Origin of the sequence: Kitasatospora cystarginea, from assembly GCF_039533515.1 — a bacterium.
Classification (GTDB): domain Bacteria; phylum Actinomycetota; class Actinomycetes; order Streptomycetales; family Streptomycetaceae; genus Kitasatospora; species Kitasatospora cystarginea.
In genome coordinates this window covers 1-13183 of sequence record NZ_BAAATR010000080.1, presented here as the reverse complement: position 1 = coordinate 13183, position 13183 = coordinate 1, and the positions used below count along the sequence as shown (strand labels likewise).

General features: G+C 73.2%; 7 protein-coding genes. 6 read left to right on the top strand and 1 reads right to left on the bottom strand.

Going from position 1 to position 13183, the window contains the following annotated elements:
• On the bottom strand, positions 1-6020 hold a 6020-nt coding region (locus tag ABD369_RS38800; RefSeq protein ID WP_344641355.1), incomplete at its 3' end, for an amino acid adenylation domain-containing protein.
• Positions 6021-6546: 526 nt separating this feature from the next.
• Here ABD369_RS38800 and ABD369_RS38795 point away from each other — a divergent pair.
• The 6 genes from ABD369_RS38795 (at position 6547) to ABD369_RS38770 (ending at position 12957) form a co-directional block, all read left to right on the top strand.
• Positions 6547-6792, top strand: a complete 246-nt coding sequence (locus ABD369_RS38795) for an acyl carrier protein (protein WP_344641354.1) — start codon at positions 6547-6549, stop codon at positions 6790-6792.
• Complete coding sequence (locus ABD369_RS38790; protein ID WP_344641353.1) at positions 6789-8006, top strand: beta-ketoacyl-[acyl-carrier-protein] synthase family protein; 1218 nt, start codon at positions 6789-6791, stop codon at positions 8004-8006. Before ABD369_RS38795 ends, ABD369_RS38790 begins: the two co-directional genes overlap by 4 nt.
• Before the next feature lie 116 nt (positions 8007-8122).
• Positions 8123-9889, top strand: coding sequence for an acyl-CoA dehydrogenase family protein (locus ABD369_RS38785; protein WP_344641352.1), 1767 nt, complete (start codon positions 8123-8125; stop codon positions 9887-9889).
• Between the two features lie 19 nt (positions 9890-9908).
• Complete coding sequence (locus tag ABD369_RS38780) at positions 9909-10937, top strand: beta-ketoacyl-ACP synthase III (RefSeq protein ID WP_344641351.1); 1029 nt, start codon at positions 9909-9911, stop codon at positions 10935-10937.
• Positions 10938-11644: 707 nt separating this feature from the next.
• On the top strand, positions 11645-12241 hold the full coding sequence (locus ABD369_RS38775; protein ID WP_344641356.1) for an ATP-dependent Clp protease proteolytic subunit: 597 nt from the start codon (positions 11645-11647) through the stop codon (positions 12239-12241).
• Between the two features lie 62 nt (positions 12242-12303).
• Entirely contained in the window at positions 12304-12957 is a 654-nt protein-coding gene (locus ABD369_RS38770) for an ATP-dependent Clp protease proteolytic subunit (protein WP_344641350.1), read from the top strand.
• Positions 12958-13183 lie beyond the last annotated feature (226 nt).

Here is a 13183-nt window from a genome sequence, read left to right as displayed (position 1 = left end):
GCGGCGTCGAAGTCGGGTGCGGGCAGGGCGCGGCGGTCGAGCTTGCCGTTGGGCGTCAGCGGCAGGGCCTCCAGCAGCACGATCGCCGCGGGCACCAGGTACTCCGGCAGTCGGCGGCGCAGCGCCGCCCGCAGGTCCGCCGCGGTCAAGGCGGTCTCCGCCGGCAGGCCGGTACCGGTCGAGACGGCGTAGGCCACCAGCTGGCCGGGCCGGTCGGCACGGGGTACCACGGCCGCCTGGGCGACGCCGGGCTGGGCGGCGAGCACGGACTCGATCTCACCGAGCTCGACCCGGTGGCCGCGCACCTTGACCTGGTCGTCGGTGCGGCCGAGGTACTCCAGACTGCCGTCGGCCCGGCGCTTGGCCAGGTCGCCGGTGCGGTACATCCGGGAGCCCGGCTCGCCGAACGGGTCGGCCAGGAAGCGCTCGGCGGTGAGGCCCGGCCGGCCGAGGTAGCCGCGCGCCACTCCGGTGCCCGCGACGTAGAGCTCGCCGGGAACCCCCACCGGCACCGGCCGCAGCCGCTCGTCGAGGACGTAGGCACTGCTGCCCTCGATCGGCAGGCCGATCGGCGGTCGTGCGTCGCCGTCCAGGGGAGCGCTCATGGTGGCGCACACCGTGGTCTCGGTGGGGCCGTAGGCGTTGACCAGCCGCCGGCCCGGCGACCAGCGTGCCACCAGGCTCCCGGACGACGCCTCGCCGGCCACCACCAGGGAGCGCACCGACGGCAGGTCCTCCGGCGCCAGGACGTCCAGCACGGTCGGCGGGAGCGTCAGATGGGTCACCCCCAGGTCGGCGACCAGTCCGGCCAGCGGGGCGCCGGGCCGCTGCCGGTCGGGTGTGGCGAGGACCAGGGTGGCGCCGGACAGCAGCGCCATGACCGTCTCCCAGAACGCCGCGTCGAAGCTGAAGGAGGCGAACTGGAGCACCCGGTCCCCGGGGCCGACGTCGAGCCGCTCGCGCTGGGCCGCGAGCAGGTTCGCGACGCCCGCGTGGGTGGCGACCACGCCCTTGGGCCGGCCGGTGGAGCCGGAGGTGTAGATGACGTACGCCGGGTGCTGGAGGCCGAGCACACCGAGGCGGTCCCGGTCGGTGACGGCGTCCGCCGCGAAGCCGTCCAGCCCGGCCTCGTCCAGGTCGACGTGCTCGGTTCCGGCCGGCAGCGAGGCGGCCGTCCGGCCGTCGACGACGGTGAGCCGGGGCGCGCCGTCGGCGAACAGGTAGGCGATCCGTTCGGCCGGGTACTCGGGGTCCACGGGCAGATAGGCGGCCCCGGCCTTGAGCACGGCCAGTGCAGCCACCACCAGCTCGGCGGAGCGCGGCAGCAGCAGCGCGACCACGGACTCCGGGCCGACACCCCGGCCGATCAGCAGCCGGGCCAGCCGGTTGGCCCGGCGGTCGAGTTCCGCGTAGGACAGCACGGTGTCCTGGAACAGCAGCGCGGGCGCGTCCGGGGTGCGGGTGACCTGCGCCTCGAACAGGGCCGGAACGGTCTGCCCCGCTACCGAGCGGCGGGTTTCGGGCCGCCCGGTGAGCCGGTCGCGCTCCTCGTCGGTCAGCAGGTCGATCTCGCCGATGGCGATCTGGGGGTCGGCGGCGACCGCGAGCAGCAGCCGCTCCAGGTGCCGGACCAGGGCCAGGACGGTGTCCCGGTCGAACAGGTCGGTGCTGAACTCGACGAAGCCTTCGATGCCGTCCGGGGCGCCGTCGCGGTCGCGGGTCTCGGCCAGGCTGAGCGACAGGTCGAACTTCGCCCCGCCGGGGTGGAGGGGTTCCCTGGTGAGCGTCAGTCCGGGCAGCTCCAGCTCGGACTCCGGGGTGCTCTGGAGGACCAGCATCACCTGGAAGAGCGGGTGCCGGTTCGCCGCCCGGCTCGGGTTGAGCACCTCGACCAGGCGCTCGAACGGCAGGTCCTGGTGGCTGAAGGCCGCGAGGTCGGCAGCCCGTACCCGGTCCACCAGCTCCCCGAAGCCGGGGTCAGACGAGGTGTCGGTGCGCAGCACCAGGGTGTTGACGAAGAACCCGACCAGCTCGTCCAGCGCCTGGTCGGTACGGCCGGCGAGCGCGGTGCCCAGCGGGATGTCGGTGCCCGCGCCGAGCCTGGTGAGCAGCGCGGACAGGCCGGCCTGCAGCACCATGAACAGGGTGGCCCGGCGCTCCTGGGCCAGCCGGGTCAGGGCGCGGTGCAGTGCGGCGTCGAACCGGACCGGCAGCGCCTCGCCGCGTCCGCCGGGAACGGCCGGCCGCGGCCGGTCCGCCGGAAGCGCCAGCTCCTCGGGAAGATCGGCCAAGGTCTCGCGCCAGAAGGCCAGTTGGCGGTTGGCGAGACTGGCCGGGTCGTCCTCGTCGCCGAGCAGCCCGCGCTGCCACAGCGCGTAGTCCGCGTACTGCACGGGCAGCGGCTCCCAGGCGGGTGCCGCCCCGGCCAGCCGCGCCGTGTACGCGGCACCCAGGTCACGCGCCAGCGGCGCCATCGACCACTCGTCGCCCGCGATGTGGTGGAGCACCAGCACCAGGACGTGCTCCAGCTCACCGAGCGCGAACAGCTCGGCCCGCAGCGGCGGTTCGCGGTGGAGGTCGAAGCCGGTGCCCGCGGCCGCGGCCAGCAGGGCGGGCAGCTCCTCGGCGGTGGTTCCGGTCACCGGCAGCGGGAGCGGGGCGGTGTCGAGCACCCGCTGCCGGGCCTCGCCGCCGACCTCGGTGAACACCGTGCGCAGCGACTCGTGCCGGTCGCAGACATCCTGCAGCGCCGCCCGCAGGGCCGCCCGGTCCAGCTCGCCGCCGAGCCGCAGGGCCAGCGGCATGTTGTAGGTCGCGCCAGCGCCCTCGACCTGCTGCAGGAACCACAGCCGCTGCTGCGCGAACGACAGCGGTACGGCCTCCGGCCGGGGCAGCGGCCGCAGCGCGGGCCGGGCGGGCTCGCTCCCGGCGATCCGTACGGCGAGTCCCGCCACGGTGGGTGCCTCGAACAGGGTGCCCAGCGGCAGCTCCAGGCCGAGTTCGGCGCGGATCCGGCCGGCCAGTCGGGTGGCGAGCAGCGAGTGCCCGCCGAGGTCGAAGAAGCTGTCGTCGATGCCGACCTTCTCCACCCCGAGCACCTGCGCGAACAGCTCGCAGAGGATCTCCTCGCGGGCGTCGCGCGGGGCCCGGCCGTCCGCCGCGGCGTCGAAGTCCGGCGCGGGCAGCGCCCGACGGTCCAGCTTGCCGTTGACCGTCAGCGGCAGTGCGTCCAGGAGCACCACCGCGGAAGGCACCATGTACCCGGGCAGGGCCTGCCCGAGGTACGCCCGCAGCTCGGCGGCGTCCGCCTCGGGTCCGGACGGGACCGCGTAGGCGACCAGCCTCCGGTCGCCGGGCCGGTCCTCGCGGGCGAGGACGGCGGCCTCGGCGACGGCCGGGTGGCGGGTCAGCACCGCCTCGATCTCGCCCAGTTCGATCCGGAAGCCCCTGATCTTCACCTGGTGGTCCGCCCGGCCCTCGTAGACCAGCGAGCCGTCCGGGGTCCAGCGGGCCAGGTCGCCGGAGCGGTACATCCGTGCGCCGGGCGGGCCGAACGGGCAGGCGACGAAACGGTCCGCCGTGAGACCCGGCCGGTTCAGGTAGCCGCGGGCCAGCCCGGCCCCCGCGACGTACAGCTCGCCGACCGCCCCGGGCGGCACCGGGCGCAGGGCGGCGTCCAACACATAGGCCCGCAGGTCGGGGAGGGCGGTGCCGATGGTGCTGCCGGTGTCGCCGGCCGCGTTCGCCCGGTCGAGCGCGTGGTGGGTGACGTGCACGGTGGTCTCGGTGATCCCGTACATGTTCACCAGCAGCGGGCGGTCCTCCGGGTGCCGCAGGTACCACTCGCCCAGCCGGTCGGGGGTCAGCGCCTCGCCGCCGAACACGACGTAGCGGAGCGCGAGTCGGGACCCCGGACGCTGCCGGTCGGCCTGGATCAGCTGGTAGAAGGCCGAGGGCGTCTGGTTGAGGACGGTGACGCCCTGCTCGGCCAGCAGGGCGAGGAACTCCTGCGGCGAGCGGGAGACCGCGTGGTCCACCACGACCAGCCTGCCGCCGGTCAGCAGCGCGCCCCACAGCTCCCACACGGCGAAGTCGAAGGCGTAGGAGTGGAACAGCGTCCAGACGTCGCGCTCACCGAAGTCGAAGCGCCGCGCGGCGGCCGTCAGCAGTCGGGTGACGTTGCGGTGCGAGACCACCACACCCTTCGGCGTGCCGGTCGAACCGGAGGTGAAGATCACGTAGGCCGGGTGGTCCGGGAGCAGCGGCGCGAGCCGGTCGGCGTCCACCGGGTCGGTCGCCGCCCGGTCGCCGGTCTCGCGTACGGACTCCACGCTGTCCAGCACGAACACCGGCTCGGCCTCGGCGAGTACGGCACTGATCCGCGCGGCCGGGGCGTCCGGGTCGATCGGCAGGTACCCGGCGCCCGACTTCAGCACCGCGAGCTGGGCCACGACCTGCTCCACCGACCTGGGCAGGACGAGTCCGACCAGCCGCTCGGGACCGGCACCGTGCTCGATGAGCCGGCGGGCCAGCCGGTTGGCCCACTCGTTCAACTCCCGGTAGGTCAGGGCGGTGTCGCGCCAGGTGACCGCGACGGCCTCGGGGACCCTCCCGGCCTGTGCCTCGAACCAGGCCGGGAGGGTGCCGGCCGCCAGGTCGGCGGCGGTACCGTTCCACTCCTCCAGCAGCCGCCGGCGCTCGCCGGCGCCCAGCACCTCGAGCCGGCCGAGGGGAAGATCGGGTTCGGCGGCCAGGGCCCGGAGGAAGTCCAGGAACCGCCGCCCGTGGTCCGCGATCTCGGTCTCGGTGAAGGCGGCGGCGTTGCCCGCGACCCGCACCCGCAGCCCGGTGTCCTCGCCGCCGCCCTCGAAGGCGATCGCCAGGTCGTCGACCGGGCCGCTGGGCACGCTGTGGATCTCCGCCGGGCAGGGGCCGAACCGCAGACCGGCCTGCAGCGGAAGGAAGTTGACCGCCGGTCCGAACATCCGACGGGAGCTGGCGCCGAGCCCGAGGTCCTTGCGCAGGTCCTCGCCGCGGTAGCGCTGGTGCCGCAGCAGGGCGCGCAGCTCGCGCGCGACGTGCCGCTGGAGGTCGGCGAACGAGGCCCCGGCCCGGACGTCGAGCCGCAGTGGGAGCACGTTGGAGGCCATGCCCGGGGTGTTCTGGGTGGTCGGGCCGAGCCGGCCGGTGACCGGGAAGCCGAGCACCACGTCGCGGGTGGTGACGAAGGGGCGCAGGTACGCCGCGGCCGCGGCGGCAAGGGTGACCTGCCAGGTCGTCCTGGCTTCAGTGGCCAGGCGCTTGAGCCCGGCGAGGAGCTCCGGCTCCAGGTGCCCGGTGAACCGCATCGCCTCGGACCACAGGCCGATGTCGCGGTCGGGCAGGCTCAGCAGCTCGGGCTCGTCCGCGAAGCGGTCGAGCCAGTACGCGCGGTCCTTGCGGCTCTGCTCGGAGGCGGCGTACTTGTGGTCCTCCTGGAGGAAGTCGGCGAGCGGGGCGAACTCGGTGGGCGGGACCTCGGTGCCCTCCGCCAGCGCCGTGTAGCAGGCGGCCACCCGCCGCACGACCAGGTTGAACCCGAAGGCGTCGGTGGCGATGTGGTGCACCCGCGTGTACCAGAGGTGGTGGTCCGCGGCGAGCCGGAACAGCGACTGCGTGAACAGCGGGCCGGTGGACAGGTCCGTCGGCTCGGACAGGTCCGCCGACATCCGCTCCAGCGCCACGCGGCGTCCGTCCTGCCGCCCGCTCAGGTCGTGCAGGTGCAGTGGCCACTCCCGCGCGGACCGGACGGTCTGCCACGGAGTGCCGTCGTCCTCGGTGAACCGGACGTGCAGCGCCTCGGCCTCGTCGACGGCGATCCTGAGCGCCCGTTCGAACAATTCGAGGTCAAGCGGTCCGTGAATTTCCACGAAACCGCTGATGTTGTACAGGGAACTCGCCGGAGTGAGCTTCTGGGCGAACCAGACGCGCTGCTGGGCCGCCGACAGCGGAAGGGCAGAAGAATGCGATCCGGCGAACACCTGGAAATCCCCCATATTCCTGCGGGGGATATCGATCGCCCCCGACGCGCGTATAGCCGCGCGGCACCCGTACATCTATCCAAGGTCGTCTGTCCACGCCGGATGCTAGCCACCGCCGGAAGCGGCGTCAACCATGAGCATGGCTGACGTGATGCTGGCTCAACCTTCTTTAGCAGTCCGACTCTTGCGGTGAACGCGGTCTGGTTGGTAAGTGCCGGCCGCCCTCTTGCCGCGCCCGGTGCGGGCCCGCGCCGGTGCTGCGGACGCAGGCTGCGGTTACCCGCCCGTGCCGACCGGCTGGGCCAGGCGGAATGGGTCGTGAACACGCAGTCACACCAGTTGATCTGACGATGCGTGTGTCGGCCCGGGACCGCATTCATTACCCCCGGTCGGTGCGCGCGGGCAACGTGTCATCGATCACAGCCCGGACCCGGAGCCGTCGCAAGAATTCCTTGGAAGGGGGCCTCCGCGGTGATATGGTCTCGGCTGAGTTCGAATCAATTACCTTAAACTATGGGTGGGTTAGGTGACTGGCGATCTGTCAAGTGCGATCCGGGAAATCCTGGTGGACGATCTGGAGGTCGACGCCGACCTGATTACCCCGGATGTCCGGATCGATTCCCTTGAATTGGACTCGCTGGCGGCGGTGGAACTCATCACCGTGGTCAAGGAGCAGTTCAGCGTCGATCTCTCCGAGGACGAGAGCCGGCTGGGCAAGCTGACCTTCGGCGAGCTGGTGGAACTCGTGAATTCCAGGCTGAGCGGGTCATGACCCGCACGTTTCCGGCCGCGGTCACCGGAGCCGGGCTGGTCACCCCGGCGGGCATCGGGGTCGAGGACACCTGGCAGGCCGTCCTCGAGCCCCGGGTGCTGGCGGTCAGGGACGCGGCGCTGCGGGACACCGGCGCCCACTACTGCCTGCGGGTACCGGAGTTGGGGCCGGAGGTGCTGCGGGGCCGGGGCACCGCGCACCTCGACCCGTTCATCCGCTACGCCCTGGTGGCGGTCGACGAGGCCGTCCGGGAGTCCGGGCTCGACCCGCAGAGCTGGGACGGCGGCAGGATCGGCGTGGTGGTCGGCACCGGGATCGGCGGCGTGGAGACGCTCATCCGGGCCCAGGACCGCTTCACCGAGCGCGGCCCCGAGGGGGTCTCGCCCTATCTGCATCCACGATCGCTGGCCAACATGGCCGTCGGCACGATCGCTTCGCGCTACGGCATCACCGGCCCCTGCCACACGGTCGTCTCCGCGTGCGCGTCCGGCGCCGTCGCCATCGGCGTCGCCCGCGACCTGCTGCGCAGCGGTGCCTGCGACACGGTGATCGCCTGCGGCACCGAGGCCGCGGTGGTCCCGGTCGTGGTCAGCGGGTTCGCCAGGATGGGCGCGCTGTCGAAGCGGGACGACCCCCGTGCCTCCCGGCCGTTCGACGCGGACCGCGACGGTTTCGTCGTCTCGGAGGGCGCCGCTGCGCTCGTGCTGGAGCGGCCCGAGGCCGCGGCGCGACGCCGGGCCGCGGAGCTGGGCCGGGTGCTCGGCTACGGCTGCACCACGGACGCCCACCACCCGGTCCAGCCGCGGCCGGACGGGGCGCAGGCCGAGGCCGCCGTCCGACAGGCGCTCACCGACGCGGGCCTGCGACCGGAGGCGGTCGACCACGTCAACGCGCACGGCACCTCGACGCCGCTGAACGACCGGGTCGAGAGCGAACTGCTGGCCCGGCTGTTCCCGCACGGCCCCTCGGTCACCGCCAACAAGGGCGTCCTCGGGCACTCCCTGGGCGCCGCCGGCGCCCTCGAGGCGGTGCTCTCGCTCTGCGCCCTGCGGGCCGGCCTGGTGCCGCCGGTGGCCAACACCGAAAAGGCCGACCCGCAGCTGCCCGAGCTGGACCTCGTCCTCGGGGGGCCGCGTCGGCAGTCGCCCTCCGTGGTGCTCAGCAACTCCTTCGGCTTCGGCGGAGCCAACTGCGCTCTGATCCTCGGGAATTGAGCGCACCCGGCAGCAGGAGACGCGACGCCGCGCACCCTGCCGCCGGGGCTCCGGGGCAACGCTGCCAGGCCGGCGGGTGCCCTGGCCGCGCCCGCCGCTGATCGATGGGACTCGACTTGACAGACAAGCGCGTTACGACGTTGACCGGCCTGCTCGCCGAAGGCGACTTCGCCGAGGTCCGGCCCGCCGGGCAGGACGTGCTCGACTACAGCCTCCAGACGCTGCGGCGGGCCCGGCTGCTGAACGCGGCCGGGGTCACCGCCAACTCGCTGTGGCTGGGGCGGGGGACGGCCGCGGAGTTCCCCGACTTCCTACGGGCGATGGGCTGGATCGGCGCCTGGGACGCCTCACTGGCCAACGTCCTGGTCTCGCACCAGATCGCCGGGGACGCCCTGCTCAGCCACGCCGATCAGGACCAACTGGCGAGCTTCGGCCCGGAGATCGACCGGATGGAGAAGGTCTACTGCTTCGCGGCCTCCGAGCTGCACGCCGGCTCGGACCTCAAGCGGGTGGGAACCACGGCCACCTACCGGCACGCGGACCGCTCGCTGGTGCTCCACACGCCGGAGCCCGCGCACAGCAAGGTCTGGATCGGCAACAGCCTGCACACCGGCGACGTGGCCATGGTGCTGGCCCGCGTGGTGGTGGACGGCCGGGACGAGGGCCACCACTGGCTGCGGGTGCCGCTGCGCAGCGAGGGGAGGCTGGTCGAGGGGGTGAGCGTGCACGGCGCCGAGCCGAAGGGCGGTGTCGAGGCCAACCAGACCGGCATCATCGCCTTCGACCACTGCGTCCTGCCGCTGTCCGCAATGATGGGCCGCTGGGCCCGGATCGACGAGGAGGGGCGGTACGCCTCCCCGCTGCGCCGCTTCCGCCGGTTCGACGAGTGCCTGGCCACCTTCACCCACGAGCGGCTCTTCCCCACCGCGGGCGCGGCCATGGCGCAGCGGGTCGCCTGTGCCGTCACCACCCGGTTCGCCTCCGTCAAGCGGGCCTTCGGCGGGCCGCTGCTCGACCACGCGCACTACCGGATGCGGCTGCGCACCGCGGCGGGACGGGCGGTCGCGGCCAAGCACGCGGTGGAGGCGCTGGCGGCCGTCGCGGTCGACCGCCACGAGGACGGGTCCCCCGCCGAGGACCGGCTGCTGCACGCGCTGGTGGCCTGCGGCAAGACCGGCAGCACCGGCGACGCTCGGCACACGCTGGCCGAGACCCGCGAGCTGTGCGGCGGCCTCGGATACCACCGGCTGAACCAGATCTCGCCCCTGCAGCACGACTACGAGATCGCGGTGACCTTCGGCGGCGACAACACGGTGCTCGGCTACCAGGCCGCACGGTTCGCGCTGCGTGAGCGCCCGGCGCTGGCCGGTGTGCTCGACGCCGCGGTGGGCCGTGCCGACCGGGGGAGCGGGCCGGGCGACCTTGGCGGCTGGCCGGCCGGCCGGCTCGGCGGAGCGCTGCGCCGGGTGTGCGACGTGCTGCTGGACGACGCGGAACGGGAGGGGCCGGGTGCGGCCAGTACCGCCTGGTCGCGGGCCGTCTACCAGACGCTGGCGCTGGGCGGTTGGGCCGAGGGCGAGCCGACGGAGGCCGGGCGGGCGCTGCTGCGGCACTACGCGGCCGGCTGCCTGCTCGAGCACGCGGTGAGCGCGCTGCGGGCGGGGGTGCTGAGCCCGCAGGAGCTGCTGGAGGTGGCCCGGCTGCACGAGGAGGAGGGCGCGGCGCCCGCGGCAGCGGAGGATCTGCTCGGCCTGCTGGCCGTACCCGAGGCGCTGATCACCGCCCCGATCGCCCACGCCGACTTCGCCGAGCGCCATCTCGCCGCGGCGGCACGGCAGTCGGCGGAGCAGCCGGTTGCCTGCCCTTTCCCGGATCCGGTGTGACCGGGTGTCCGGAGGGACGATGAACACGACCGACGTCCGAGCCGTCGTCACCGGTATCGGGAGCTGCCTGCCGCCCGACGTGGTGACCAACGACGATCTGTCCCGGGTGCTGGACACCACACACGACTGGATCTTCAGTCGCACGGGGATCGCCGAGCGGCGTGCGGTCAGACCCGGTACGAGCACCGGTGACCTGGGGACGGCCGCCGGTGCCGCGGCGCTGGAGTCGGCCGGCCGGCGCGACTGCGACCTGGTGCTGCTGGCCACCACCACCCCCGACCAGCGCTGCCCGGCCACCGCTCCGCAGATCGCCGCGCGGCTCGGGCTGGCCGGTGTGCCGGCCTTCGACCTGTCGGCGGTGTGCTCGGGCTTCGTCTACGGGCTCAGCGTCGCCGGGGCGATGATCGGCGCGGGCAGCTACGAGAGCGTGCTGCTGATCGGCGCCGAGACGTACTCCACCATCGTCGACCCCGCCGACCGGGGGACCGCAGTGCTCTTCGGGGACGGGGCGGCGGCCGTGGTGCTGGAACGCGGCCTGCCCGGCACGCCGGGTGAACTGCTCCACGTCGAGCTGGGCAGCGACGGCGCCGGCGCCGACCTGATCGCCATCCCGGGGGGCGGGTCGCGGGCACCGCACCTGGCCGCGGACTCCGCCGCGCGCTACTTCCGGATGGACGGGCGCGAGGTCTACGCGCAGGCGGTGGCGGCGATGACGCGATCCGCGCGGAGCGTGGCCGAGGCGGTCGGCTGGCGGACCGAGCAGATCGACGCGTTCGTCGGGCACCAGGCCAACGCCCGGATCCTGCGCGCGGTGGGCAGGCGCCTGGGCCTGGCCGAGGAGCGGGTGGTCTGCCGGCTCGCGGAGGTGGGCAACACCGCCGGGGCGTCCATTCCGCTGGCCCTGGCCCAGGCCGCCGCGGACGACCGGCTCTCGAAGGGCGACCGGGTGCTGATGACGGCCTTCGGCGGTGGCCTGACCTGGGGATCGGCCGCCATGGTCTGGTCCGGGGTCCAGCCCGTGCAGGCTGACGGGCCCTGCCCGGTGTGAGGAACTCGCCGGTTGTCCGTGCGGCTTGGACCGGCGGGCAACTCCGCGGCGTCGCGTGCCGATAGCTCTCGTCTGGACGCACATCCCTCGTCGCGCGCAGCGCCGCTGCGCTCTCTTCCCCCAGCCTGACGGCCGGGGGGACCCCCGCACGATGCACGCCCAGACTCGGCTCTCGACCCGCTCCTTCATCCACGCTCCCTGTTGCCCGCCGGTCTTATGAGGTAATTGACGGATCAACTTGCGTCTGGCAAGGGGAAAGAGAGAGAGTGTCAGGGCGGGATCATCTCCGATGGCGGCGATGATCGACGGTCACTCAGCCACACAGGGGTACGACGGCCGGAGGGGGTAGCAGCTGAACAGCCACGATCTGCGAAGACGGCGGCGGGGAGCGCGCCCGGCGATCCGGAGCGCGGGCTGCGGCCTGCGGGCGAGCGAGGTCATCGGGACGTGACCGTGCGGCAGGCCGCCGACGGCGCCGGGCCCCGGCCGACGGGCCGCTTCGGTGTGCGTCGGGCCCCGGGCCGGCTGCCGCCCGGCCGATGCCGTCCGCTACCTGCCCTGCGGCCCGCCGGGCTCCGCGGCGATCGCGCACCGGCCCATCGGCCCTCCGCCGTCTGCTCCCCGCCACCTCCGTGAACGGCACCCGAGACCAGAACACCCCTGACTGACAAGGCGGTTGCACCGTGACACTGGCCAAGCGCGTGGGAATGACGACTCCGTCCGCCGCCGGAGGCGGCCTCGGCGATCAGGTGTACAACCGCCTGCTCCAGGACCGCATCATCTTCCTGGGCGAGGCGGTGGACGACGACATCGCCAACCGGATCACCGCCCAGCTCCTGCTCCTGGCCGCCGAGCCGGAGAAGGACATCTTCCTCTACATCAACTCCCCGGGCGGCTCGATCTCGGCCGGCATGGCGATCTACGACACCATGCAGTACGTCAAGAACGACGTGGTGACGATCGCGATGGGCATGGCGGCCTCGATGGGCCAGTTCCTGCTCACCGCCGGCAGCCCGGGGAAGCGCTTCGCGCTGCCGAACGCCGAGATCCTGATGCACCAGCCCTCGGCCGGTCTCGGCGGTTCGGCCACCGACATCCGGATCCAGGCCGAGCAACTGCTGCGCACCAAGAAGCGGATGGCCGAACTGATCGCCTTCCACAGCGGCCGGACCGTCGAGGAGATCACCGCGGACTCCGACCGCGACCGTTGGTTCTCCGCCCGGCAGGCCAAGGAGTACGGCCTGATCGACGACGTGATGCACCACGCCGCGGACGTGCCCGGCGGTGGCGGCACGGGCGCCTGAGACCGCCACCCAGCGACACCGCCCGTCCACCAGCCCATCTCCTGACGGAGGCCGAAGTCCCCATGAACATCCCCGACTTAATGGGCGCCGCCCACGAGCGCCTGCGCGCCGAGGGCCGCTACATCGTCCCGCGCTTCACCGAGCGCACCTCGCAGGGCTTCCGCGAGTACGACCCGTACGCCAAGCTGTTCGAGGAGCGGATCGTCTTCCTCGGAGCGCAGATCGACGACACCTCCGCGAACGACATCATGGCCCAGCTCATCTGCCTGGAGTCCATGGACCCGGACCGCGACATCTCGCTGTACATCAACTCGCCCGGCGGATCGTTCACCGCGCTGACCGCGGTCTACGACACGATGCAGTACGTCAAGCCCGACATCTCGACGGTCTGCATGGGCCAGGCGGCCTCCGCCGCGGTGGTCCTGCTGGCGGCCGGCACCCCCGGCAAGCGGATGGCGCTGCCCAACTCCCGGATCCTGATCCACCAGCCGTACACCGAGACCGGCCGCGGCCAGGTCTCCGACCTGGAGATCCAGGCCAACGAGATCCTGCGGATGCGCGGGCAGCTGGAGGAGATGCTGGCCAAGCACTCCAGCAAGGACGTCCAGCAGATCCGCGACGACATCGAGCGGGACAAGATCCTCACCGCACGGGAGGCGCAGGAGTACGGGTTGGTGGACCACGTCGTCGAACCGCGGGCCGGCCAGCTGGGCTAGGACCGACCGGCAATAGGGCCCGCGGCGTCGCGTGCCGATAGCTCTCTCTCCCTCCTGCCCGCCATCGGGCAGGAGGGGCCGTCCTTGCCCGCCAACGGGCGGGGGTCCCCCCGGCCGGAGGCTGGGGGCGAGGGGCCCTCGGACGCACATCCCTCGTCGCGCGCAGCGCCGCTGCGCTCTCTTCCCCCAGCCTGACGGCCGGGGGGACCCCCGCACGATGCACGCC

What these genes read in the sequence shown, in the direction of transcription:
- ABD369_RS38790 (WP_344641353.1), top strand. Translation starts at nt 6,789, where the DNA reads ATGACCCGCACGTTTCCGGCCGCGGTCACCGGAGCCGGGCTGGTCACC.
- ABD369_RS38780 (WP_344641351.1), top strand. Translation starts at nt 9,909, where the DNA reads ATGAACACGACCGACGTCCGAGCCGTCGTCACCGGTATCGGGAGCTGC.
- ABD369_RS38775 (WP_344641356.1), top strand. Translation starts at nt 11,645, where the DNA reads ATGACGACTCCGTCCGCCGCCGGAGGCGGCCTCGGCGATCAGGTGTAC.
- ABD369_RS38770 (WP_344641350.1), top strand. Translation starts at nt 12,304, where the DNA reads ATGAACATCCCCGACTTAATGGGCGCCGCCCACGAGCGCCTGCGCGCC.